Raw genomic sequence first — 24,513 nt, 5'->3', positions numbered from 1 at the left:
CAAAGAAAAAGGGGGCCAATCAGCCCCCTTGAACTCTATCAGGCGCGTTCGCGGCGCTGGCCGCTATTGCTGCGGCGGCGCATGCGGCCGTTGCCGCCATTGCGCTGTTCGCCCTGAGCGCCATGCTCTTCGTTGTGGCGTCCCGCGGGACGGCCGTGAGAATGGCGCTGGCCGCGATGGGCGCCGCCCTCATGCGCGGCACCGTTGCCGTTGGACTGGCCGTTGTGCTGCTTGCGAGCGGGGCGGAAATCCGAGGTGGAGGCAAGGTCGTTGTCGATCTCCGGGCGCGGCGTCGGTTCGTTGCGGCGCTGGCCACGGAAATCGGCGTTGCGATTGTTTTCGCGCTGCGGACGCTCGTTGCGCGGACGGCGTTCCTGGCGCTCGCCAGCCTCGCCACGAGCCTCGCCGTTTTCCTTGTCGAAGAACGGACGGCGAGCCGGACGTTGCGGGCGGCTTTCGCTACGCTCGCGTCCCTGGCCGTTCTGGCCTCTGCCCTGGCCGCCATTGCCGTGATTACCATTACCTTGACCGCCGCGGCCCTTGCCGCGAACGGGACGGCCGCGATCGGCCGGAGCTTCGCCGCTCGCAACGGCGATCTCGATACCCATCAGGCGCTCGATGTCACGCAGCAGGCGGATTTCGTCGGGCGAGCAGAAGGCGATAGCGATGCCATCGCGACCGGCGCGCGCGGTGCGGCCGATGCGGTGGACATAGGCATCCGGCACTTCCGGCAGGTCGTAATTGTAGACGTGCGAAACGCCGGGGATATCAATGCCGCGGGCTGCAACGTCGGTTGCGACGAGAACCCGGACGTCACCATCGCGGAAGCCCTTCAGAGCGCGCTCGCGCTGGCCCTGGCTCTTGTTGCCATGGATGGAGGCGGCGGCATAGCCGACATGGTCGAGATGCTTCGTCAGCTTCTCGGCGCCGTGCTTGGTGCGCAGGAAAACGATCGAGCGGCCATCCGGGTTGGCGTTCAGAGTTTCCTTGAGGATCTCCGTCTTGTGGTTCTGGCCAGCGACGAAATGGACATATTGCTCCACCTTGTCGGCAGCCTTGCCGGGCGGGGTGACTTCCACCTTGACCGGATTGGTCAGATAGTCGGAAGCGAGGTCGGCAATCGCCTTCGGCATGGTTGCCGAGAAGAGCAGGGTCTGGCGCTTGGCCGGAACGAGCTTGGCGATCTTGCGGAGATCGTGGATGAAGCCGAGATCGAGCATCTGGTCGGCTTCGTCGAGAACGAGGTGCGTGACGTGGCCGAGGGAGATGGCGCGACGGCTGATGAGGTCGAGCAGGCGGCCCGGCGTCGCGACGAGAATGTCGGTGCCGCGCTCCAGCTGAAGCTGCTGCTTGTTGATCGAAACACCGCCGACGACGATGTTGATGCGCAGCGGCGTCTTGCGAACGAAGAGCTTCAGATTGTCGGCGATCTGGTTGACGAGTTCGCGGGTGGGGGCAAGGATCAGAGTGCGCGTCGTGCGGTTATCCGGGCGCTTGCCTTCCTTGGTCAGTATTTCGATGATCGGGAGGCCGAAAGCGGCCGTCTTGCCGGTGCCGGTCTGGGCGAGGCCGATGAGATCGCGGCCCTGGAGAACGAGCGGGATCGCCTGTGCCTGGATCGGCGTCGGCGTAGCGAAGTTGTTCTGGGACAGCGTATCTACGATCTGCTTGGAGAGACCAAGCGAGTGAAAATCGGTCAATTCAATACCTTTCGGGGCGCCACAGAAAATAGGCCGGGTCGCACCATGCGGTCCGGTCTGTCTCTGGCGTCAAGAACCCCGCGTGAAGTGGGAACTTGTAAGTTGGAAATAGCTTTCCCAGCGCATTGGCCGCAACGCTTGGCGCGGCCTCATTCATAAAAGCGCTTTTATCCTTCTCTTGCGTACAGATTGTCCCGCAGGGCACGCTCACGCGGCGGCCGGAAGGTGAAAGCTGAGGCGCATTTGGTCTTAAATGCGCGGAATGTCAAGAGGTGTAGGCGAAAGCTTTTCATCACGCATACAGAAATGCCGCCGAAATCCGGCGGCATCCGAGATCTGACAAGGGCGCATGCGCTCAATCAGCGATTGCTGATCCTAGCGGCAAACCTCAACGCGATAAGGACGGCCCCAGCCATCGTGACGCCATGCCCAATAGCAGCTGGGGTAGGGACGTACATAGACGCGCTCGTAGACCGGGCCGCTATAGTAGGCCGGATATGCCGGATATGCCGGATAATAAGCAGGGTAGGCCGGACGCGCAGCCCCGGCTATCAAGGCGCCGCCCACGACACCGGCGGCAAGGCCGCCGAAGAAGGCGCCACGGCCGGACGCGTTGGCGGTAGTGGCGGTTGCGGTGGCGGCGCTGCCAAGCGTCAGCGCGATCAAACCGGCCGTCGTTAATGTGCGAAGCACAGACATTGACATCCCTTTCCCAAAACACAGGCTGGCTCCTAGCCAAAGCCGAGTTTGACGTTGCGCAGAAAAGGGGGCGAAGTCGCGGCCCAAAAGAGGTCCGCGAGATTAAATTTCGTTCATGATTCCAGGCATAAAGCCTCTGATTTTAAATCAAAAATCGGTAGGGACGCCGCCTTCTGCCTTGCGTCTGGCCACAAAGGCGTCGAGCTCCTCCTCAATGGCCGGATCGAGCGGGGGCCGTTCATAACGCTCGAGCGTTTCCTTATAGACACGATTGGCATGATCGTAAGTCGTGGGCCTCCCGGCTTCCGTCCAGGTTTCATTGTTTCGCCAGTCGGACAGGATCGGCGAATAGAAGGCGGTTTCGTAGCGGGCGAGCGTGTGCGCCGTGCCGAAATAATGGCCGCCGGGGCCGACGTCGCGCACGGCATCCAGCGCCAGGGCGTCGGCGCTGACATCGAGTGGCTTCAGGAATTCGGCGACCATCTGCAACATGTCGACATCGAGGATGAATTTCTCGAAGGAGGCGGTTAGCCCGCCTTCGCTCCAGCCGGCCGCATGCAGGACGAAATTGCCGCCGCCCTGGGTCAGCGCCCACAGTGATAGGGCCGATTCGTAAGCCGCCTGCGCATCGAGCGTATTGGAAGCGTTCGTATTGGAGGTGCGGTAGGGGATGCCGTATCGGCGGGCGAGTTGGCCGCCCGCGATGACCGCCTTCATATATTCCGGCGTGCCGAAGGCGGGGGCGCCCGTCTTCATGTCGACATTCGAGGTGAAGCCGCCATACATGACCGGCGCGCCCTTGCGCACCATCTGGGTGAAGGCGAGGCCGCAGAGCGCTTCCGCATTCTGCTGCACCAGCGCGCCGGCGATCGTCACCGGCGCCATGGCGCCCGCCAGCGTGAACGGCGTGACAACCACCACTTGGCCGCGCGAAGACATTTCGATGATCCCCTGCAGCATCGGTCCGTCGAGGCGCAGCGGCGACGAGGAGTTGATGATAGTGAAGAGTGAGGGTTCGCGCTCCATCCGCTCCATGCTGATGCCGCGGCCGATACGGGCGATCTCGATTGCGTCGAGATTGCGCTGCTTGCCGAGCGAATAGCAATGGAAGGCTTTATCGGTGAGCTTCACGATATCGGAAAGGCAGTCGAGATGGCGCACCGAGGCATGGATGTCGATGGGTTCGACCGGATAGCCGCCGGTCATATGGATGACGTCGAAGGACTGCGCAAGCTTGATAAGCTTGCGGAAGTCATCCTGGTTTCCGGCTCTCCTGCCGCCATCGCGGTCGGCGACGAAGGGGGCGGAGGCAACCTGTGCGAAAACGAGATTGCGGCCGCCGATCTCAACGTTTCTAAGGGGATTGCGGGCGTGCAGCGTGAAGTTTGACGGGATCGAAGCGATCAGCTCCATGATCATGTTGCGATCGAAGCGGACACGTTCCTTGCCCGGTGTGACATCCGCGCCGGCAGCCTTCATGCGCTCACGCGCTTCCGGCAGGATGATATCCATGCCGATCTCTTCGAGGATGGTCAGCGACGCCTCATGAATATCGTCAAGCGCTTCCGGCGACAGGAGTTCCGTGTGCGCGAGATTGTTGACGAGGTTGAGATATTTCGTGCCGCTCGGCTTGCGGCTGCGCTCGGCGCCGCGCCCTCCGACCCGCCGCCGCCGTTCGCCCGTCGCCGTTGCGATCTGTGCTTCGTTCAAGGTCAGGCTTTCTTCGTCGCTCATGGCGCTCGCTCCCAATAATCCGTCGACGGATTCTTGGCAGAGTTTCCCCCGGCGTGCCGCCGTTGTTTGCGACCAAGGCATGACCGTTATAGAACAGTGCATGGTCTGAACGCGACGTCGGCACGATGGTTAAACATGGTTAAGGCTTTGTTAAAGCCAATCGTGTTAGAGCGTCGTTTCATGAACTATCATGCGTGGTGAAAAGAGAGGCTCCGTTTGACCTTGGACGGTGAACTGCTCGACATAGCGTGCCGTCGGATCGCCCGTCTGGACAGGCCCGCCTACATCAAGAACAGCGAGCTTCGTTACGTCGCCGTCAATGATGCCTATGCGCGGTTTTTCGGGCGTGAGATTTCCGATTTCATCGGCAATCGCAGTCATGATCTTCTCGATGCCGCGGAGAGTGCCGATAGGGAAGACAGAGAGCGCCGTGCGCTGGTCTTCGGTTCGGAAGAGGTGGCACTCTGCTTCGACGGATCGGGTCGTCAACGCTCGCGCATCCAGATTGAGAGTTTTTCCCCGTCGGAAGACCGCGTCTATATTTTCGGTGTGTTTCTCGAAGCGTCTCCCAAGACGCTGCATCAGGATCTCGACAATATTCTTCGCTCAATGCCGATTGGTGTTCTGATCCACGACAGCGACTACATCGTCGAATACGTGAACGACGCCTTCTACGACATTTTCGAGTTCTCGAAGGATGAGCGCTTCGAAGGCCGCCCCTATCGGGATCTCATCGCCAAACATTACGAACGTGCGCGCTTCGACAGCGATGGCCGCAGCATCGACGACATTTATCAGGCGCGCCTGGCAGCACTGCGCAAGGCAGGCGAGCATCTGCAAACAGAAGTGAATTTTGCCGACGGCAAATCCGTCATCATCGATGCGCGCCGCATTGCCAACGGGCGGACGCTGATGTCCTACACGGATATTTCCGCCGTAAAGCAGCAATTCCGCGAGATCACCGAGGCCCGGCTGGCGCTGGAACGCCTCGGCGAGCTGATGGCCGATGCCATGCAGGCCATGTCCCAAGGCCTGCTGATCGTTCAAGACGGTACGATCATGCTGGCCAACGACCGGCTGAAGGATATGCTGAAGCTGCCGGCTGAGCTCCTCGAGGTCGGTAGAAACTGGTCTGCGGCGTTCGATTATTGTGCGCAACGCGGAGACTTCGGCGAGGACGCCGAGGCTATGCGGGCATCTTGGGCAGAAAGCGTCGCTGCCGGCAAGCCGATCTCTTGTGTGTTCCAGATTGAAGGCGATCGCTGGATGCAGCTCGAAGCCGCGCTCGGCGAGCATCGCCGCTGGACGGTGGTGCTGACCGACGTTACCGAGATGAAGGAGCGCGAGGCGGATTTGCAGCTGCTCCTGGCGCGCAGCAATGCCGCGGATCGGGCGAAATCCGAATTTCTCACTCATATGAGCCATGAAATCCGCACGCCGATGAATGGCGTTCTCGGCATGGCGGAACTGCTTGGCAAGACCGATCTCGATGCACGCCAGAAGACCTTCGTCGATATCATCGTCAAATCGGGCAACGCGCTGCTGACCATCATCAACGACATTCTCGATTTTTCCCGCATCGATACCGGCGAAATGCATCTGCGCAAGATGGCATTCGATCCCGCCGAGGCCGTCGAGGATATCGCGACCCTGTTGGCTGCCGCCGCATCGGAAAAGAATATCGAGCTGATGGTGCGCATCGCTCCCGGCGTACCGGCGGCGATCCTCGGCGATGCCGGTCGTTATCGGCAGATCGTGACCAATCTCGTCGGCAATGCGATCAAGTTCACCGAGCGTGGTCATGTGCTGGTCGAACTGGATAGCCAGCCGGCACCGGGCGACACCATATTGCTTGCCCTCCGTATCGAAGATACAGGCATCGGCATTCCGGAAGAAAAGCTCGATACGATCTTCGACAAATTCTCACTGGCGGATTCATCCTTTGCGCGGCGGCTCGAGGGATCGGGCCTTGGTCTTACCATTACTGCCGGTCTCGTCGATCTTTTCGGCGGTTCGCTGTCGGTGGAGAGCGAATGGGGCAAGGGATCGGTCTTCACGGTCCATCTGCCGATGCCGCTGGTTGCCGCGCGCGGCAAAGTCGCGGAGCTGCCGGCCAATGTCAGGGATGCCCGCGTCCTGATCGTGGAAGACGACGCGATCCATCGGCGCATCTTGACCGAACAGCTGGCGCAATGGGGTTTTGACGGGCATGTCGCCGAGGATGGTGGGACCGCGCTCGCTATTCTGGATGCTGCCTTCGATATGGGCGTACCGGTCGATGCTGTTATCGTCGATTACAGCATGCCCGGCATGAATGGCTATCAGGTCGCGACCGCCCTGCGCGCCGATCCGCGTTTCGACACGCTGCCGATCGTGTTCCTGACGTCGATGGGTGTCGCCGGTTGCGACAGGGAATTCGCCGCCGTCAACGGCCAGGCGCATCTGATGAAGCCTGTGCGCGCCAATGTGCTGCGTGGCACAATCATCGATGTCGTGCGTGTGTCGCGGCGGAAAAAGCTGGGTGAGCGATTGGCCTCCATTGAACGTCGGCTGCCGATAGAGACGGAAGCCGCAGCCGCGATCGAAGCCACGGATCGGATGACGTCGGCCAAATCAGGCAACACCATCGACGTCCTCGTTGCCGAGGACAATGAGGTGAACCAGATCGTCTTCACGCAGATCCTGCAGGCGACCGGCCTGCGGTTTCTTGTCGTTGAGAACGGCCAGGCGGCCGTCGACGCATGGCGCCAGCTGCGGCCGTCGCTGATCCTCATGGATGTGTCCATGCCGGTCATGAATGGTCATCAGGCGGCCCGCATGATCCGGCAGTTCGAGACACAGGCCGGGCAGGGATATCATGTGCCCATCGTCGGAGTGACGGCGCAGGCGCTGGATGTCGATCGCATCATGTGCATGCAGTCTGGCATGGACGATTGCATGTCGAAGCCAATCAGCCCCGAACTTCTCGAGACGAAGATCCGGCGCTATCTGAGCGATACCGCTCTCCGGGCCGATCGCTCGAACAACTAGGGTTCGGATCCAGACTTGCTCGCGGGGCTGGATGTCGGCTTCCCGCCATCGCAACCGTCGCGGCCATCAGCCATCGGTGGAAACGGTAACGGCTTTCCAGGCTTCGATCTCCTGTTTGAGACGCTCGATCCTGTCCGACACAAGTCCAAGGGCATCGCTGCCGAGCAGGAGCTGCGGCGGAGGGGCGTCGGATTCGATCAGATCCAGCACTGCTGTGGCGAGCTTGTCGGGGTCCCCGAGCTGCTTACCGCTTTTGGATTGCCGCGCCTGGCGGATCGGATCGAATAGCGCGTCATAATCCGCGATTGATCGTTCGGTTCGGACCATCGAGCGGCCTGCCCAGTCGGTCCGGAAGGAGCCGGGGCAAAGGGCGGTGACCCGAACGCCGAAAGGCGCCATTTCTGCTCGCATGACTTCCGAGATGCCCTGAAGCGCAAATTTACTTCCGCAATAATAGGCGATGCCGGGCATGGTGATCATGCCGCCCATGGAGGTGACGTTGACGATGAAGCCGCTGCGCCTTTGGCGGAAGCGCGGCAGGAAGGCCCTGGCGACCGCAACTGCGCCGAAGACATTTACGTCGAACTGGCGGCGCATTTCCTCGAGAGGCGACTCTTCAAGAATTCCCTCGTGGCCGTAGCCGGCATTGTTGATCAGCACCTCGACTGGCCCATGGTCTTCTTCCGCCTGTCGAACAACGTCGGTTATCCGGTCGAACTCCGTCACGTCGCATAGGATGGGCCGCACCGCCGGCAAGCGTTCTGTCAGGGCCGTCCGCGACTGCTCCGAGCGGATGGTGCCGATAACCTTGTGGCCGTTCCGGATCGCGGCGGCCGCGATTGCGAAACCGAAGCCGGAATTCGCCCCGGTGATGAAGAAGGTCTTCTGTGACATGATAGATGTTCTCTTCTTGTTTGGTCGATGCTCATGACTGATAATCTTCCAAACTGCTGTCAGCGATTGCGAGAACTATGAATATCTTGCCAAATCCTATGAATGCGAAAGACGAATGGTCAAGGCGTCGGGAGTTGCTGGAGCTGGCGGTCCTTCTTGCTCCCAGCCAAGGATACAATCCAACCGCACTTGCCGGTGTTCGGATTCTCAGGACCGAGGCGGTTCTTCACGATGTCCCGGTGCTCTACAAGCCCGGTGCGGTATTCGTCCTGCAAGGCCGAAAGCAGGGTATGCTGGAAGGCGAGGTCTATCTCTACGATGAGGAGCATTATCTGGCCGTGTCGGTGCCTGTTCCGTTTCGGATGGAATCGTCAGCCAGCGCAGAACGCCCTTTGCTCGCTGTCTATGTTGAGTTCGACATGCTTCTGGCTGCCGAGATCGCCTCGGAGGTGGGGGCGAGACGGTCCGTAACAACGGCCGACAAAGTGAGAAGCCTGATATCGAGCAGGATGGAGCCGATGATCGAGGATGTCGTGCTGCGCCTGCTGCGTGCGCTCAGCGATCCTGTCGAGCTTGCGGTTCTGGGAGCAGGCATACTGCGCGAACTGCACTACCGGGTTCTTGTGGGTCCGCAGGGCGGAGCGATGATCTCGGCGCTTCAGCAGCAGGGCATTTCCGGTAAGATCGTGCGAAGCCTGGCCCGATTGCGTGAAACCTACAATTGCGAGATTTCGGTTGCCGCGCTGGCACGTGAGGTGGGGATGAGCGTTCCCTCCTATCACGTCCATTTCAAAGCCCTGACGGGGAGCAGTCCGATACAATATGTGAAGGCAATGCGGCTTCACGAGGCGCGGTTGATGATTGCGCGTCAAAGCGGGACGATCGCGGAGGTGGCGGCATCGGTCGGCTATGCCAGTGCTGCGCAGTTCAGCCGGGATTTCAAACGGCACTTCCGGCGGACGGCTTCGGAAGAGGCCAAGTGGGTTCGCCAGCATCTTGGCGAGCTCATCTGAGCCCTCGGAGATAGTTGCCGCCTGACCCGGCACATTGGCCCCGGCCTCAGGCAGGCTTGATGCCGCAGAGCATTTCGCGCTTGCCGGCGAAGCCTTTGCGCCGCTCCACGATAAATCCGGCCGCCTGCAGGTTTCGTCGCACGAAGCCGGCGGCCGCATAGGTGGCGAAGGTACCGTTCGGACGCGTCTTGTCATGGAGTGTCTGCATCAGTTCCGGCGACCACATGTCGGCATTGCGCGAGGGTGCAAAGCCGTCGAGATACCAGGCGTCAAAGCCCGGTTCGGCACGGCTGACGCCTTCGAGAGCCGGGGCACAGACGACGCTGAGACGCGTATTTGCATCTAGCCTCAGCGACACGACCTCCTGCGGGTGGTCCGGCCAGGCTGCGGCAAGAGCCTGGCGCTCCCTATCGATTTCAGGCCAGTGCGACAAGGCACGATCGATTTCTTCGGCGCGCATGGGGTAGAGTTCGAAGGACATGAAGTGCAGGTTCGAACCGGGGATGGCCTGCTGCCGCCATTGGCGCCAGGTCTCGCAGAAGTTCAGACCGGTGCCGAAGCCGAGTTCGCCGATGCGGAAGTCCTGCCGTCCCTGCCAGCGGTCGGGAAGGCCATTGCCGGCCAGGAAGACATGACCGCATTCCAGCCGGCCATCTGTCTGGCAATAAAAATGGTCGCCAAATGCGGTCGAATAGGGCATATCGCCGTCGCGCCATTCGAGCTCCGGGCTTGCCGCATTGGTTTCGGACGCCTTGGTCCGATCGTGAACTGGATCTGTCATGGAAAGAGCCGATAATCCTCCAAGACCTGCGGGTCAATCGTCCGTCGATCTGCTGATCGTGGGTGGTGGGATCATGGGGCTATGGGCCGCCATTCACGCCGAGCGTCTTGGTATCCGGACGTTGCTTGTCGAAGCCGGCCGTTTTGGGCAGGGGGCAAGCGGCGGTCTGCTCGGCGCGCTGATGCCGCACATGCCGGACAAATGGTCCGACAAGAAGCAGTTTCAGTTCGATGCGCTTGTCGCGCTGGAGGAGGAAATTGCAACCCTGGAAGCGGAGACCGGGCTTTCGGCTGGCTATCGCCGCGCCGGGCGGTTGATTCCACTGCCGAAGCCGCATCTGAGGCAGATCGCGCTGGGTCATTCCCAGGATGCGGAGGTGCATTGGCGGTATGGGGAGCGCCGGTTTCACTGGAATGTGCTGGAAGCGACACCCGTCGAAGACTGGATCGAACCTTCAGCCGGCGAAAGCGGCTTTATCCACGATACACTGGCGGCCCGCGTCGCGCCGCGCGCGTTTCTGGAGGTCCTACAGAAGTTCCTGGCGACGGCACGACATGTCCGGCTTGACGAGGGCGTTACCGTCGCGAGTATCGATCCAGAACGGGGCCTTGCGCGCTTAAGTGATAGCGACATTCGCTTCGGTCGCTGCATCCTTGCCGCCGGTTACCGCTCGTTTCCGATCCTTGATGAATTGACGAGGGGACGCAAAGCCTCGCTGGGTCAACCGGTCAAAGGGCAGGCGGCGATGCTGAAGGCCGATGTCGACGGCGGCTTGCCCGTTATCTTCCGCGATGGTCTTTATATCGTCCCGCATGATTATGGATTGGTCGCGGTCGGCAGCACGAGCGAGAACCGATTTGACGATCCTTTATCGACGGATGGGCAGCTCGACGATCTGCTTGCAGCAGCGCGTGCCATGGCGCCGGTGCTCGCCGGCGCGGAAGTCGTCGAGCGTTGGGCGGGCTTGCGTCCGAAGGCCGTGGATCGTGATCCGATGGTGGGTGCCCATCCAGATCACCCCGCGTTGATTGCGCTCACAGGCGGCTTCAAGGTGAGCTTCGGGCTGGCGCATAGGCTGGCGGAGGCGGCGGTACGTGAGGCGGCGGGGGCGCCCGGTCGCTTCAACTTGCCGCAGAGTTTCACTTTAGCAAGTCATATTTCAGTCATATCACATAAAACGTGAATTCAGGCCTCTTTCGGGTCGTCAATCTGTCACGCAAATCACCTATCTCCTTGGCCATCGGTGCCGGTTCGGTTTGCCTGACGTTACGCCCTGGAGGAATTTTATGCGGTATGCGATTTGCTTCACACCGTCTGCGAGCGATCCGCTGACGCTTGTGGCGGCGAATTGGCTCGGCCGCAATGTCTATTCCGGTGAGATGGTCGATCCGCCCGCAGTCCGCGGGCTCGGCATTCACGAGATCGCTTTCTACACCGCAGTCCCGCGCCGCTATGGTTTCATGGGAATTCTGAAGGCGCCGTTCCGGTTGGCCGAAGACATGTCCGAATCCGGGTTGCTGCGCGATCTGATGCGGTTCTCCGGCACGGTGGCGCCCTTCGAAATCCCGAGGATCGAGGTCGCGCGGCTCGGCGGCGCGCTGGGCCTCGTTCCCTCCGTACCATGCCAGCAGATGCATTTCCTCGCAGCATCGCTGGTACAGACCTTCGATCAATATCGGGCTCCTTTGAGCGAAGCCGAGATCGAACGGATCGATCCGGATGGGCTTTCTGCGACGCAGTTCGCCAATCTGCATCGCTGGGGGCATCCGCACGTCATGGACGAGTTTCGCTTCCAGATGATGCTGACGGGCACCGTGAGCCCTGCCGATATGACGCGTATCGAGCGTGCGCTGCGCGATTTCTTTGAGCCTGCCTTGGCTGCGCCCATCCCCGTTTCCAACATTGCGCTCATGATGGAAGAAGGCGCTGGCGGCCCCTTCCGGGTGCACTCGCTGCATCCGATGGGAAAGGTCAGCGCCCGCAAGATCGCCTAGATTAGCGGATGGCGTTCACGCCAATACCTCGCTTTGAAGCGAAAGTGATTTTCCACTTTCCGTCTCGACTTTCGTCGCGTGGATGTTACCGTTCCGCGATCAGAGAAGGTGCTTCAATGTCGGAAATCTATCCCCGTAATCTCATCGGCTACGGCCGCAACACACCGGATCCGAAATGGCCCGGCGATGCCCGCATCGCGGTGCAGTTCGTGATCAACTATGAAGAGGGCGGAGAAAGCTGCATTCTCGACGGTGATCCTGGCTCGGAAAACCTGCTTTCGGAGATCGTCGGCGCGGCCTCCTGGCCGAATCAGCGCAACCTCAACATGGAATCGATCTACGAATATGGTTCGCGCGCCGGCTTCTGGCGGTTGTGGCGCATGTTTACCGAACTCAAGGTTCAGGCGACCGTCTATGGCGTGACGCTTGCCATGTCGCGCAATCCGGAAGCGGTTGCCGCCATGAAGGAGGCGGGCTGGGAAATCGCCAGCCACGGCTATCGCTGGCTGGAATACAAGGATTTCTCCGAGGATCTGGAGCGCAAGCACATTCTCGAAGCCGTGCGGCTGCATACCGAACTCACTGGCGAGCGGCCCTACGGCATGTATCAGGGCAAGCCGTCGGACAATACGCTGCGGCTCGTCATGGAGGAGGGCGGTTTCCTCTATTCCTCCGATTCCTATGCCGACGATCTGCCCTTCTGGGTCGATGGTCTGAACGGCAAGCCGTTCCTGATCATCCCCTATACGCTCGAAACCAACGACATGCGCTTTGCGACGCCGCAGGGCTTCAATTCCGGCGACCAGTTCTTCACCTACCTCAAAGATGCCTTCGACACGCTTTATGAAGAGGGCAAGGACGGCAGTCCGAAGATGATGTCTGTCGGTCTGCATTGCCGTCTCGTCGGCCGCCCCGGCCGCGCCGCCGCGTTGCGGCGGTTCATCGAATATGTGCAGAAGCACGACAAGGTCTGGATCCCGAAACGAATTGAAATCGCCAACCACTGGTATGAAAATCACCTTCCCGGGGCCGTGAGCTGATATGATCTTGCGGGATGATTTTGTCGGCCGCTTCGGCGGCGTCTTCGAACATTCGCCTTTCGTTGCCGAGCGCGCCTACGATCAGGGCACCATTGCCGAGCCGTTGACCTCCGGCGGCGTGTATGCCGCGCTGGTGCGGGTCTTCCGTGCCGCCAGCGAGGCGGAGAGACTTGGCGTGCTGCGGGCACACCCCGATCTTGCCGGTCGGCTGGCGATTGCCGGCCAGCTGACCGAGGATAGCCGCAAAGAGCAGGCCGGTGCAGGGCTCGATCGGCTAAGCCCCGAGGAGCATGCTCGGTTTACCGAACTCAATGCCGCCTATGTGACGAAATTTGGCTTTCCTTTTATTATCGCGGTGAAGGGGCTCGGCAAGGACGATATACTTGCCGCCTTCGAGACGCGGATTGGCAACGGCCGGGACACGGAATTTGCGACGGCTGCCGCTCAGGTCGAGAAGATCGCGCTGCTGCGTCTGCAATCCATGCTGCCTGAAGCCTGAGGTTTGGCCTCAGAGCCGCGATCCTCCAGGCCATGTCCCTGGGCTGATTTCCCGTTGAGGTACGCGCTATTTTTCGGTCTACTCATGGCTTAGTATCCGCTTGGCAGGATACTGAGCCATGGGGCCACGGAAAGCATTGGACAGAGATAGAAGCGGACGGACGATTGGCGACGCCAAGAGGCGCGTCATCGCACCGGAATCGGGCATTGTCGGCGAAAGGGAGCCGACATGAGCCTGGATCGACTGATTACCTACCTCGAACGCATGCAGCAGGCTGCATCCGAAATCGGTCAATTCCTCCGGGACGTCGATCAAGCCGCCTTTTTCAAGAGTGTCGAGAAACAGCGCGCCGTCGGCATGAACCTTCTGCTGATCGGCGAGGCTGCCATACGCATTGCCGAGGAATATCCGGAGTTTGTCGTTGACCATCCGGAGCTGCCTTGGCATGTGATGCAGGACTTCCGGAATCGGATTGCGCAGGGATATGTCGACATCGAGTTGCCGGCCCTGTGGTACATCGCGCGCAAATCTCTTCCGGAGTTGCTCCTGCAACTGGACTCCATTCGCCACTGGCGAGCGGAAGGCGAATAATCATTCAATGACACAGCATCTCGATATCAATCCTTTGACAAAGGCCACATTCGCACCGTTCGGCGATGTCATCGAGGCCGATCCAGTGACCATGCGGTACATCAATGGCGGCACAACAGAGCGCTTCCATGCTTTGTCCAGCGCCGAGGCCCTCGGAGAGGGCGCGCGGGTCATCCTGAACCTCTTCCGCGGCCAGCCGCGTGCCTTTCCCTTCTCGATCGACATGATGGAGCGCCATCCCTTCGGCAGCCAGTGTTTCGTGCCGCTGAATGGTCGGCCGTTCCTCGTCGTCGTTGCGGAAGATGAGGGCGGCAAGCCGGGCCGGCCGCAAGTCTTCCTTGCGCGCGGCGACCAGGGCGTGAACTATCGGATCAATGTCTGGCATTATCCCCTGATGGCTCTCGACGAACAGAGCGATTTCCTTATCGTGGATCGTGACGGGTCGGAGAACAACCTCGAGGAATATTTCTTCGACACGCCCTTCATCATCGGAGCACCGACGCTATGACCGGACTGACCACCCATGTGCTCGATACCGCTCTCGGCAAGCCGGCCGAAGGCCTGGTGATCGATCTCTTCAGGATCGAGGGTGACGCTCGCACGCATCTGAAGACGGTAACGACCAATGCCGACGGGCGCGTGGATGGCGGTCCCATCCTGATCGGCGACAGCTTCATTGCCGGCACCTATGAATTGCTGTTTCGCGCCGGAGACTATCTGCGTGCCAGCGGTATCAAGTTGCCAGAGCCGGCTTTCCTCGATCTGGTGCCGATCCGTTTCGGCATTGCCGATACCACGGCGCATTATCATGTACCGCTGCTGATCTCACCTTACGGCTATTCCACCTATCGCGGGAGCTGAGATTGCGTTTTGCAGCCATAGCGGACATTCACGGCAATCATCTGGCGCTTGAAGCCGTGCTTGCGGATATCCGCAGGCAGGGCATTAGCGACATCATCAATCTCGGCGATTGCTTCAGCGGGCCGCTGACGGCGGGAAAGACAGCCGATCTGCTGCTGGAACTGAATGCGCCGACGGTGCGCGGCAATCACGATCGGTATCTGATCGAACAGGCGCCCGAGACGATGCATGTTTCAGATCGGGCCGCGCGTTCTGAACTGACGGAAGGCCATCTCGAATGGCTGCGCACCCTGCCCGTCAGTGCGGTCCATCTGGATGAGGCCTATCTCTGCCACGCGACACCAACCGATGATAATGTCTATTGGCTCGAATCCGTCTCGCCCGAGGGTCATGTCTATCTAAAGCCGCTGGAAGAGATCGAGGCGCTGGCTGCCGGCATCGATTTTCCGCTGATCCTGTGCGGGCATAGCCATATTCCGCGCGCCGTTCGCCTTTCCGATGGGCGCCTGATCGTCAATCCCGGGAGCGTCGGCTGCCCCGCCTACGACGATGACCTGCCCTACTATCACAAGGTGGAGGCGGGCCATCCCTTTGCTTCTTACGCCATTCTGGAAAAGATCGGTGATACTTGGCTGCCAGTCTTCCGGCAGGTGGCCTATGACCATATGGAAATGGCGAAACTTGCAACGCGGAATGGCCGCGAGGAGTGGGCGAGTGGGCTGGCGACAGGCTGGCTGCGCTAGGCATGTTTCTTGACTTGAAGCCTGACTTGTACCATTTATTGTACAAGTGGTTATAGGAGTGGAACATGCGAACGGTCATGTTTTCAGCAGCACGAAATGAACTTGCTAGCTTGCTTGACGAAGTCGTGCAGGACCGTGTTGCCGTGGAAATTGTTCGTCGCGATAAGCCGTCAGCCATTCTGATCGACAAGGAAGAATATGAAGGTATCATCGAGACGCTTCATGTCCTGTCGACCCCGGCCAATGCGGCGCGGTTGATGGAAGCGATTACCGATGCAAACGAGGGAAAGAACCTCGTTTCTCACGATTTGATTGATCCGAAGTAAGCCCGTCATGTTGCTTGCCTGGCACGCACATGCTTGGGAAGACTATTTATATTGGCGGGAAAGAGATCGTAAAATAGCTGTTAGAATCAACGAGCTTTTGCGGGACGCACTACGCCACCCGTTTGAGGGACTCGGCAAACCTGAGGCCCTGCGCAATCAACTCAAAGGACAATGGTCGCGTCGCATCACGCAAGAGCACAGGCTGATTTACAAAGTCGAAGGTGAAGGCGATCGGCAAATACTTATCGTTTTGCAATGTCGCTTCCACTATTAGAAATCAGCCAGAATCGACCGATCCACCGCCTTGATATCCCGTTTGCCGCAGAGCGCCATGGAGATATCCAGCTCCTTGCGGATGATTTCGAGCGCGAGTGTCACGCCTTCCTTGCCCATGGCACCGAGGCCGTAGAGGAAGGGCCGGCCGATGAAGGTGCCCTTGGCGCCGAGTGCAACGGCCTTGAGCACGTCCTGACCTGAGCGGATGCCGCCATCCATATGTACTTCGATCCTGTCGCCGACGGCATCGGCAATCCGTGGCAACATGCTGATGGAAGAATGGGCGCCGTCGAGCTGCCGACCGCCATGGTTGGAGACGATGATGGCGTCGGCGCCCACATCGACGGCCGCTTTTGCATCCTCAACGTCGAGAATGCCCTTGATGATCAACGGGCCGCCCCATTGCTTCTTGATCCAGGCGACGTCGCTCCAGGAGAGTTTGGGATCGAACTGCGAATGCGTCCAGTGCGACAGCGTCGTCATGTCGGAAATATCCTTGGCATGGCCGATGATATTGCCGAAGGAGCGGCGCTTGGTCTTCAGCATACCCATGCACCAGCTTGGCCGCGTCGCCATCTGCCAGAGATTTTTCGCCGTCATTTTCGGCGGTGCCGACAATCCGTTGCGGATATCGTTGTGGCGCTGCCCGAGGATCTGCAGGTCAGCTGTCAGCACCAACGCAGAGCATTTCGCCGCCTTGGCGCGCTGGATCAGGTTCAGGACGAAATCGCGGTCCTTCATGACGTAGAGCTGAAACCAGAAGGGCTGCTTCGTCACCGAGGCGATGTCCTCGATCGAGCAGATGCTCATGGTCGAGAGCGTGAAGGGGATACCGAATTCTTCCGCCGCCCGCGCCGCCAGCATCTCGCCATCGGCGTGCTGCATGCCGGTGAGGCCCGTGGGTGCCAGCGCCACCGGCATCGAGGCTTTCTGGCCGACCATGGTGGTTGCCAGCGACCGATCGGACATGTCGACGAGGACGCGTTGGCGCAGCTTGATCTTGGCGAAATCAGCCTCGTTTGCCCGATAGGTCGACTCCGTCCAAGAGCCGGAATCGGCGTACTGGAAGAACATTTTCGGCACGCGCCGCTGCGCAAGCGTTTTCAATTCGGCGATGGTCAGCGGCGCGGTCATGGCTCTTTGCCTTCTGGATGGTTATATGGAGGTGGGTTGGGATTGCCTCATTGCAGGATCGATTTCATCGGCTTTCCAGCAATATAGGTTTCGACGATCGCCCGGTCGTCGCCCATGGTCTGAAGCAGGAACAGCTCTTCGGTAAGGCTCTTCGTCACTTCCATCTTCAGCGCCATGGCCGGCGTTGCCGCTGCATTCAGCACGATGAGGTCGGCTTCGGTTCCGGCGTCGAGCGTGCCGATCTTGTCGACGAGGGAGAGCGCCTCGGCATTGCCGCGCGTCATGTAATAATAGCTTTCCAGCGGGTTCAGGCGTTCGCCGAGCAGCTGCTGGATCTTGTAGGCCTCGTCCATCGTGCGCAGCATGGAGTAGCTGGAGCCGCCGCCGATATCGGTGGCGACACCGATGCGCACCGGCTTCTCGCGGCGGGCCAGTGCCTTCAGCGGGAAGAGTCCGGAGCCGAGGAAGAGGTTGGAGGTCGGGCAATGTACCGCGACCGCACCGGCCTCACTCATGGCGTCGGCTTCGCGCTCTGAAAGGTGGATCGCATGGCCGAACAGGCTCCTTGGCCCAAGCAGCCCGTAGCGCGCATAGATATCGGTATAGTCGATCGCTTCCGGATAGAGCTCGCAGGTAAAGGCGATCTCCTCGTGGTTTTCGGAAAGATGCGTCTGAATGTGCAGATCCGGAAACTCGCGGGCAAGCGCCGCAGTCGCTTCCATCTGCGCCGGTGTCGAGGTGATGGCGAAACGAGGGGTAATGGCGACGTGGTTGCGGCCCCTGCCATGCCAGTCAGATATTACCTGGCGGGTCTCGTCATAACCCATTTCGGGCGTGTCGAGCAGACCCTGCGGCGCATGGCGATCCATCATCACCTTGCCGCCGACCATGCGCATGTTGCGGCGCATGGCTTCGGCGAAATAGGCATCGGCGGAGGTCTTGTGCACCGAGCAGTAGGCGACGGCCGTCGTGGTGCCGTGGCGGATCATCTCGTCGTAGAAATGCGTGGCGATGCGCTCGGCATGCGCGCTTTCGACGAAGCGGCATTCCTCGGGAAAGGTATAGGTGTTCAGCCATTCCAAGAGATTGGCGGCATAGGATGCGATCACCTGCATCTGCGGGAAATGCAGGTGCATGTCGATGAAACCCGGCAGGATCAGATGCGGGCGGTGGTCGACTTCGGCGACACCTTCCGGCGCCTGCGCCTTGATATCGGCATAAAGCCCGGTCGCGACGATCATGCCGTTCTCGATCAGCAGGCCGCCGTCGCTTTCGTAAGCGTAGCTGCCCGTATCATCGAGGCTTTGCGGCAGGTGCTTGAAGGAAAGCAGTCGGCCGCGCAGAAGGGTGGTCATTGGCTTTTTTCTCCGATGGAGCTTTCGAACCAGGCGACCAGCAATTTGCGTTCCTCGGGCGTCACTTCGGTAACATTGCCCGGAGGCATGGCATGGCTGCGGCCGGCCTGAATATAGATCTCCCGGGCATGCATAGCGATTTGCTCGTCATTTTCCAGCATTACGCCCTTCGGCGGCCGAACAATCCCCTCATAGACGGGTTCGGCCGAATGACACATGGTGCAGCGCGTCGAAACTATCTCTCTGACGGACGAGAAATGTATATCCGAGGCATATTGCTGGAAGGCGGGAGGAATCGCATTGGCCTCCTTCTCCTCGGTCAGCACCTTCGGAACGGTCGAAAGCCACATGATGATAATGAAGAGGACGACGGTAACGATCCAGGTCCAGGTTGGATGACCTTTGCGGGCATGTGTCGTGTTGAACCAGTGACGGATGGTGACCCCCATGAGGAAAACCAGCGCCGCGATCACCCAATTATAGGCCGTGCCGAAAGCCAGCGGATAGTGGTTGGACAGCATGAAGAAGATGACAGGCAGCGTCAGGTAGTTGTTGTGCAGCGAGCGCTGCTTGGCGATACGGCCATATTTAGGGTCGGGCGTGCGGCCGGCAATGAGGTCTGCGACAACGATCTTCTGATTGGGAATGATGATCATGAAGACGTTCGCCGACATGATCGTCGCGGTGAAGGCGCCGAGATGCAGGAAGGCGGCGCGGCCGGTGAAGAGATGCGTGTAGCCCCAGGCCATGAAGATCAGGACGGCATAAAGCACGATCATCAGGCCCCACGTGTTGTTGCCGAGCGGGGACTTGCAAAGCAGGTCGTAGACGATCCAGCCGCCGGCAAGCGAAGCGAGCGAAATCAGGATCGCGACGGGGACGCTGACATCGAGCACATGCCGGTCGATGAGGAAGAGGTTGGCGCCGCCGTAATAGACGATGCACAGCATCAGGAAGCCGGAAATCCAGGTGAAATAGCTTTCGTATTTGAACCAGGTCAGATGCTCCGGCATCTGCGCGGGAGCCACGAGATATTTTTGGATATGATAAAAGCCGCCACCATGGACTTGCCATTCTTCGCCATAGGCGCCGGGCGGAAGATGCGGGCGCTTCACCAGCCCGAGATCGAGCGCGATGAAGTAGAAAGACGAACCGATCCAGGCAATGGCGGTTATGACGTGGAACCAGCGGGCGGCAAAGGCCAGCCATTCCCACGCTATGGCGTATTCATACATTCAGTTCCCCTTTTCTTCCTCCGACTCCGCACCTTGCAAAATGTTGGCGACGGAGGGAAGGGGAGAGTTTGCCGCGTCAGCAAAAAGCCACGCTCTTGTCTGGCGCCCAGGGCGCATTAGATCAGATTATGGCAGTTTTTAATAAAATGCCCTTGGCTGCTTGGAGCGGGCCGTGTCCGCGGCAGCCGTCTATTTTTCGACGGAGAATTGCCCATGCGAGGTATTCTGACGTTCGTATTTTTTCTTCTCTCCGCAGCCTTCGCCCTGGCGCACGAGGCGCCCTCCGGCTGGTCCTACGACCCTTATTGCTGCAATGGTGACAGCAAGACGGGCGATTGCGAGATGATCCCCTCGCGTACCGTCACCATTGTACCCGGTGGCTATCGGGTGACGCTCAATCCGGGCGATCATCGCTACATAACCCACGCGCATATCTTCAATCTGCCGCAGCAGAAAACCATGCGTTCTCCCGACGGAGCCTATCATCTCTGTTTGTTTCCGGACGAGAATACGCCGCGCTGTTTTTATGCGCCCGACATGGATTATTGAGCGCTATTCCAGCGGCATGCCGAATTCGCGGAGCAGCCAATCCCTGAAGGCGCGGATGCGCGGCGTATGACGCCTGTTTTCGGGATAGGCGATCCAGTAGTCCGTATTGTCGGACGAAAGAATATCGAAGGGCTGGATCAGCCGGCCGGAAGCCAGATCGTCCGCATAGAACTCCGGGGTCAGGATGGCGACGCCCTGGCCGGCCAATGCTGCGCTCGCCTCGAAGGACTGGGCACCGAGCCTGCTTCGCGGCCGGCCCTGAAGGCCGGGATCGGGAACGCCGGCCTCTTTGAACCATTGCGCCCACCACGGGTCGCCTGCGTCGATGATGCGGAGCTTCAGGAGATCGGCCGGTTCATGTATGCCGCCGATAGTCTCCGCAAGCGCCGGGCTCAGCATCGGCGTGAAATAGACCTTCATCAACAGATGGGCGCGCAGTCCCGGCCATTGGCCACGCCCGGCGCGGATGGCGATATCGGAGGGCTCCCGGGCGAAGTCGATGATCGAGCCGGAGGTATCCAGCCGGACCGCGATATTGGGATGCTTGAGCTGAAACGACCCGACATGACGAGCCAGCCATTGCGAGGCGAAAGTGGGTGTCGAATGAATGCGCAGCGTCGTTTCGGCATCGCCGCTGATCGAGGCCATGGCCTCCTGCAGCAGGGCAAAGGCTTCAGCCACTTTCGGCGCGAGCTGCTCTCCGGCTTCCGTCAACAGGATCTGCCGCGGACGACGCAGGAATAGCGGCTCCCCCACCGTCTCCTCCAGTAGCTTGATCTGATAGCTGACCGCCGTCTGCGTCATGCCAAGCTCTTCGCCGGCGCGGGTGAAACTGCCGAGCCGGGCGGCGGCTTCGAAAACGCGCAAGGCATTCAGCGGGAAGCGCTTGGACTGCTTCATGGATAAGTTCTCTTTATGTATGCAGACGATAGTTCGATTGGAATTTCAGCATTTTTCACGCCAGACTGCAATTCACATCGTTGATTGAATTGAGGTGTTGTCATGGACTGTTATGTGATCGAGCCGGTGGAGGCAGCCAAGCCCGCGCTTGTGGCGCGTCTTCTGGAGCCGCTGATGCAGGTCTTCCTGAAGCACGGCGAACCGTCACCGCATCTAGACCTCGATGAGATGCCGGACCGGCTGAAGCGCGACCTTGGATTTCTGGATGGGCGTGAGCCGCGTTATGACGATAGGTCGCTGCTGTAGGTGATGAGGACCGTCGAGGGGGTGGGTCATGAATTGAGACCCTTCATGTATGTGGAGAGTGAGTGCCCCCTCTGGCCCTGTCGAGACATCTCCCCCACAAGGGGAGATGGGTAACCCGCAGCTTTCTTCGGATATCAAACGAAGATAGTATCTGTAGAAACGACAGTGGCATGTTCTGTCGGGTGGAGCGACAAACCCCCAACAATCCCCCCCTTTGTGGGAGAGATGTCAGCGAAGCTGAAAGGGAGCTGCGTCAAATGCAGTCCTCTCGTTTGGCAGGACGACAATCACATTCCCTTCAGCCGCTCCACCGCCATCAGCACGCGCTCCGGTGTCGCCGGGGCGTCAAGGCGGGGGCAGACGCCGTAATCCGCGACGCTGGCGACTGCCATCGATAGCGCCTCCAGCACGGATATGCTGAGCATGAAGGGCGGCTCACCGACGGCCTTGGAGCGGCCGATTGTCGCCTCCGTATTTTCAGACCATTCCGCAAGGCGGACGTTGAAGATTTTCGGGCGGTCGGAGGCGAGGGGGATCTTGTAGGTGGAGGGCGCGTGCGTGCGCAGCCGCCCCTTCGCATCCCACCAGAGCTCCTCGGTCGTCAGCCAGCCCATGCCCTGCACGAAGGCACCTTCGACCTGGCCGATATCGATCGCCGGATTGAGTGAGCGACCGACGTCGTGAAGGATGTCGGTGCGGTCGATCAGATATTCGCCCGTCAGCGTATCGATCGACACTTCCGAGCAGGCGGCGCCATAGGAGAAGTAGTAGAATGGCGTGCCGCGGCCGGCCTTGCGGTCCCAATGGATCTTCGGCGTCTTGTAGAAGCCGGCGGCCGATAGCTGCACGCGGGCAAAATAGGCCTGCTTGACGAAATCGGGGAAGGGGATTTCCACCTCGCCGACGCGTACGCGGTTGGGAAGGAACTGCACTTCTTCCGCGCCCACTCCCCATTTCTCGGCTGCGAAGGCGATGAGCCTTTCCTTGATCTGCCGCGCGGCGTCGAAGGCAGCCATGCCGTTCAGGTCGGAGCCGGATGAGGCCGCCGTCGCCGATGTATTCGGCACTTTGCCGGTTGTCGTAGCCGTGATTTTCACACGGTCGATATCGACCTGGAAACTGTCGGCCAGAACCTGCGCCACCTTCGTATAGAGGCCCTGGCCCATTTCGGTGCCGCCGTGGTTCAGGTGAATGGAGCCATCCTGATAAATATGCACCAGCGCGCCCGCCTGATTGAAGGCGGTCATGGTGAAGGAGATGCCGAATTTCACCGGCGTCAGCGCGATGCCCTTGCGGATGAAGCGGCTGGAGCGGTTGAACTCGATGATCGCCTTGCGCCGAGCCTGGTAGTCGGAGCTCTGTTCGAGTTCGTCGACGACGCGGTTGATGATGTTGTCCGTGACCTCCTGATGATAGGGGGTCAGTGTCCGGCCGGAGGCCGGCTGGCCATAAAAATTGGCGCGGCGGATTTCGAGTGGATCCTTGCCGAGCGCATAGGCGATCTCTTCGATCATGCGCTCGCCACCAACCATGCCCTGCGGGCCGCCAAAGCCACGGAAGGCGGTGTTGGAGACGGTATGCGTCTTCAGCGGCTTCGAGACCAGATGCACATGCGGGTAGAAATAGCTGGAATCCGCATGGAACAGCGCGCGGTCGGTCACCGGGCCGGAAAGATCGGAGGAGAAGCCGCAGCGCGCGGCATAGGTGGCGTCGACGGCGTGGATTCGGCCTTCATCGTCGAAGCCGACCTCGTAATCTACGAGGAAGTCGTGCCGCTTGCCCGTGGCGCTCATGTCTTCGTCGCGGTCGGGCCGGAACTTGACGGCGCGGCCGAGCTTCTTGGCGGCAACGGCGGCAAGAGCCGCAAACTGGTTGCCCTGCGTTTCCTTGCCGCCGAAGCCGCCGCCCATGCGGCGTACGTTGACCGTCACGGCATTGGATGGAATGCCGAGGACGTGGCCGACGATATGCTGGATTTCACTCGGATGCTGCGTCGAGGACCAGACGGCGACTTCGTCGTCCTCGCCGGGGATCGCCATGGCGATGTGGCTTTCGAGATAGAAGTGCTCCTGTCCGCCGATGCGCATCTGCGCCTTGATGCGGTGCTTGGCTTTGGCCATTTCGGTTTCCGGCTCGCCGCGCTTCAGCGTCATCGGTTCGTAGACGAGCGGTGCGCCATTGGCGAGCGCGCCGTCGATATCGCTCCAATGCGGCAGGTCGCGATAGTCGATCTTGGCGAGGCGGGCTGCACGGCGGGCGGCATCGCGGGTTTCGGCGATGACGGCGAAGATTAGCTGCCCGTGGAACTCGACTTTCGTCTCGGCAAGCAGCGGTTCGTCATGCATGCCGTTGGAGCTGGTGTCGTTGACGCCGGGGATATCGGCGCCAGTGAAGACCCAGACGACACCTGGATATGCTTTGACGGCCGAGAGATCGATGCCGGTGATCTCGGCATGCGCGCGATCGGAAAGGCCGAGCGCGCCGTGCAGCAGCCCGGCCGGTTCGGGAATGTCGTCGATATAATCGGCGGCTCCGGTGACGTGCTTGTGCGCGGAATCATGGCGCAGCGAGCCATGCATCGAGCCGTTGATGACAACCTTGGCTTCTTCGAACGTAGACTTGTCCATGGCTCAGACCTCCGCGTTTTCCCTTCTCCCCAGCGGGGAGAAGGTGGCCGACAGGCCGGATGAGGGGGATGCATCGCAAAGCGATGCGCGTCCTGAGACCAGATGGAAGGAAGCTTGCCCTTTGCTGCGTAACCCCCTCATCCACCCTACGGGCACCTTCTCCCCGAGGGGAGAAGGGGAAAGGAAGCGGCTGCAGTCATCCCCCGAAAGATACCGTGCCATGCTC

Annotated in this window: 24 protein-coding genes; 14 read left to right on the top strand and 10 right to left on the bottom strand. The window is 60.2% G+C overall.

All coding sequences use genetic code 11. The features are described 5' to 3' along the window. Positions 1-38: 38 nt before the first annotated feature. From I8E17_RS11240 to I8E17_RS11230, 3 genes are all read right to left on the bottom strand, one after another. Positions 39-1,700, bottom strand: a complete 1,662-nt coding sequence (locus I8E17_RS11240) for a DEAD/DEAH box helicase (protein WP_069612766.1) — start codon at positions 1,698-1,700, stop codon at positions 39-41. 375 nt (positions 1,701-2,075) lie between these two features. Then, entirely contained in the window at positions 2,076-2,399 is a 324-nt protein-coding gene (locus I8E17_RS11235; RefSeq protein ID WP_069612765.1) for a hypothetical protein, read from the bottom strand. A gap of 147 nt (positions 2,400-2,546) precedes the next feature. Continuing rightward, entirely contained in the window at positions 2,547-4,133 is a 1,587-nt protein-coding gene (locus I8E17_RS11230) for a trimethylamine methyltransferase family protein (protein ID WP_069612764.1), read from the bottom strand. A 216-nt stretch (positions 4,134-4,349) separates the two neighbouring features. Here I8E17_RS11230 and I8E17_RS11225 point away from each other — a divergent pair, with 216 nt between their 5' ends. Continuing rightward, a complete protein-coding gene (locus I8E17_RS11225) occupies positions 4,350-7,163 on the top strand; it encodes a response regulator (protein WP_069612763.1) in 2,814 nt (937 codons plus the stop codon). A 66-nt stretch (positions 7,164-7,229) separates the two neighbouring features. On the opposite strand, the gene I8E17_RS11220 is transcribed toward I8E17_RS11225, so the two are convergent. Further along, positions 7,230-8,057 carry an oxidoreductase gene (locus tag I8E17_RS11220; protein WP_069612762.1) on the bottom strand — a complete coding sequence of 276 codons (828 nt, stop codon included), beginning with the start codon at positions 8,055-8,057 and terminating at the stop codon, positions 7,230-7,232. A gap of 83 nt (positions 8,058-8,140) precedes the next feature. On the opposite strand from I8E17_RS11220, the gene I8E17_RS11215 reads away from it, so the two are divergent. Next, positions 8,141-9,070, top strand: coding sequence for an AraC family transcriptional regulator (locus tag I8E17_RS11215; protein ID WP_069612866.1), 930 nt, complete (start codon positions 8,141-8,143; stop codon positions 9,068-9,070). A gap of 46 nt (positions 9,071-9,116) precedes the next feature. On the opposite strand, the gene mnmD is transcribed toward I8E17_RS11215, so the two are convergent. After that, positions 9,117-9,851, bottom strand: coding sequence for a tRNA (5-methylaminomethyl-2-thiouridine)(34)-methyltransferase MnmD (mnmD, locus tag I8E17_RS11210; protein WP_069612761.1), 735 nt, complete (start codon positions 9,849-9,851; stop codon positions 9,117-9,119). Here mnmD and I8E17_RS11205 point away from each other — a divergent pair. The 10 genes from I8E17_RS11205 (at position 9,850) to I8E17_RS11160 (ending at position 16,179) form a co-directional block, all read left to right on the top strand. Continuing rightward, on the top strand, positions 9,850-11,034 hold the full coding sequence (locus tag I8E17_RS11205; RefSeq protein ID WP_069612760.1) for an FAD-binding oxidoreductase: 1,185 nt from the start codon (positions 9,850-9,852) through the stop codon (positions 11,032-11,034). The two genes, mnmD and I8E17_RS11205, sit on opposite strands and share 2 nt — an antisense overlap. A gap of 103 nt (positions 11,035-11,137) precedes the next feature. Further along, positions 11,138-11,845, top strand: a complete 708-nt coding sequence (locus I8E17_RS11200; RefSeq protein WP_069612759.1) for a DUF1045 domain-containing protein — start codon at positions 11,138-11,140, stop codon at positions 11,843-11,845. A gap of 116 nt (positions 11,846-11,961) precedes the next feature. Continuing rightward, positions 11,962-12,885, top strand: a complete 924-nt coding sequence (puuE, locus tag I8E17_RS11195) for an allantoinase PuuE (protein WP_069612758.1) — start codon at positions 11,962-11,964, stop codon at positions 12,883-12,885. 1 nt (position 12,886) lies between these two features. Beyond that, the gene (gene uraD, locus I8E17_RS11190; protein WP_069612757.1) at positions 12,887-13,384 is read left to right on the top strand and encodes a 2-oxo-4-hydroxy-4-carboxy-5-ureidoimidazoline decarboxylase; all 498 of its coding nucleotides are present in this window, start codon (positions 12,887-12,889) and stop codon (positions 13,382-13,384) included. A gap of 228 nt (positions 13,385-13,612) precedes the next feature. Beyond that, positions 13,613-13,975 (top strand): HepT-like ribonuclease domain-containing protein, encoded by a 363-nt coding sequence (locus I8E17_RS11185; protein ID WP_069612756.1) that lies wholly within the window; start codon positions 13,613-13,615, stop codon positions 13,973-13,975. A gap of 7 nt (positions 13,976-13,982) precedes the next feature. Beyond that, positions 13,983-14,483, top strand: coding sequence for an ureidoglycolate lyase (locus I8E17_RS11180; protein WP_069612755.1), 501 nt, complete (start codon positions 13,983-13,985; stop codon positions 14,481-14,483). Then, positions 14,480-14,836, top strand: coding sequence for a hydroxyisourate hydrolase (uraH, locus tag I8E17_RS11175; RefSeq protein ID WP_069612754.1), 357 nt, complete (start codon positions 14,480-14,482; stop codon positions 14,834-14,836). Before I8E17_RS11180 ends, uraH begins: the two co-directional genes overlap by 4 nt. A 2-nt stretch (positions 14,837-14,838) precedes the next feature. Beyond that, positions 14,839-15,579 carry a metallophosphoesterase family protein gene (locus I8E17_RS11170; RefSeq protein WP_069612753.1) on the top strand — a complete coding sequence of 247 codons (741 nt, stop codon included), beginning with the start codon at positions 14,839-14,841 and terminating at the stop codon, positions 15,577-15,579. Between the two features lie 65 nt (positions 15,580-15,644). Beyond that, positions 15,645-15,905: a type II toxin-antitoxin system prevent-host-death family antitoxin gene (locus tag I8E17_RS11165; RefSeq protein WP_069612752.1), complete on the top strand. Its 261-nt coding sequence runs from the start codon at positions 15,645-15,647 to the stop codon at positions 15,903-15,905. A 7-nt stretch (positions 15,906-15,912) separates the two neighbouring features. Beyond that, on the top strand, positions 15,913-16,179 hold the full coding sequence (locus I8E17_RS11160; protein ID WP_083258170.1) for a Txe/YoeB family addiction module toxin: 267 nt from the start codon (positions 15,913-15,915) through the stop codon (positions 16,177-16,179). Here the strand turns inward: I8E17_RS11160 and I8E17_RS11155 are convergent. Genes I8E17_RS11155 through I8E17_RS11145 form a run of 3 tightly spaced genes read right to left on the bottom strand, consistent with a single transcriptional unit; the run spans position 16,176 to position 19,905 of the window. Continuing rightward, the gene (locus I8E17_RS11155) at positions 16,176-17,315 is read right to left on the bottom strand and encodes an alpha-hydroxy acid oxidase (protein WP_069612751.1); all 1,140 of its coding nucleotides are present in this window, start codon (positions 17,313-17,315) and stop codon (positions 16,176-16,178) included. The genes I8E17_RS11160 and I8E17_RS11155 overlap by 4 nt on opposite strands. 47 nt (positions 17,316-17,362) lie before the next feature. After that, positions 17,363-18,670, bottom strand: coding sequence for a guanine deaminase (gene guaD / locus I8E17_RS11150; protein ID WP_069612750.1), 1,308 nt, complete (start codon positions 18,668-18,670; stop codon positions 17,363-17,365). Next, positions 18,667-19,905 carry a urate hydroxylase PuuD gene (locus tag I8E17_RS11145; RefSeq protein ID WP_069612749.1) on the bottom strand — a complete coding sequence of 413 codons (1,239 nt, stop codon included), beginning with the start codon at positions 19,903-19,905 and terminating at the stop codon, positions 18,667-18,669. The genes guaD and I8E17_RS11145 overlap by 4 nt, the downstream gene beginning before the upstream one ends. Before the next feature lie 213 nt (positions 19,906-20,118). On the opposite strand from I8E17_RS11145, the gene I8E17_RS11140 reads away from it, so the two are divergent. After that, positions 20,119-20,454, top strand: a complete 336-nt coding sequence (locus I8E17_RS11140) for a hypothetical protein (RefSeq protein WP_069612748.1) — start codon at positions 20,119-20,121, stop codon at positions 20,452-20,454. 3 nt (positions 20,455-20,457) lie between these two features. Here the strand turns inward: I8E17_RS11140 and I8E17_RS11135 are convergent, their stop codons facing one another. Further along, entirely contained in the window at positions 20,458-21,354 is an 897-nt protein-coding gene (locus tag I8E17_RS11135; RefSeq protein WP_069612747.1) for a LysR substrate-binding domain-containing protein, read from the bottom strand. Positions 21,355-21,456: 102 nt separating this feature from the next. Here I8E17_RS11135 and I8E17_RS11130 point away from each other — a divergent pair, with 102 nt between their 5' ends. Beyond that, complete coding sequence (locus I8E17_RS11130; RefSeq protein ID WP_069612746.1) at positions 21,457-21,660, top strand: hypothetical protein; 204 nt, start codon at positions 21,457-21,459, stop codon at positions 21,658-21,660. Between the two features lie 287 nt (positions 21,661-21,947). On the opposite strand, the gene xdhB is transcribed toward I8E17_RS11130, so the two are convergent. Continuing rightward, positions 21,948-24,287, bottom strand: coding sequence for a xanthine dehydrogenase molybdopterin binding subunit (xdhB, locus tag I8E17_RS11125; RefSeq protein ID WP_069612745.1), 2,340 nt, complete (start codon positions 24,285-24,287; stop codon positions 21,948-21,950). Positions 24,288-24,513 lie beyond the last annotated feature (226 nt).

This window comes from Rhizobium sp. AB2/73 (assembly GCF_020871915.1).
Lineage (GTDB): Bacteria > Pseudomonadota > Alphaproteobacteria > Rhizobiales > Rhizobiaceae > Rhizobium > Rhizobium dioscoreae.
The sequence above is the reverse complement of the archived record's forward strand: the minus strand, read 5'-3'. Positions and strand labels throughout refer to the sequence as shown.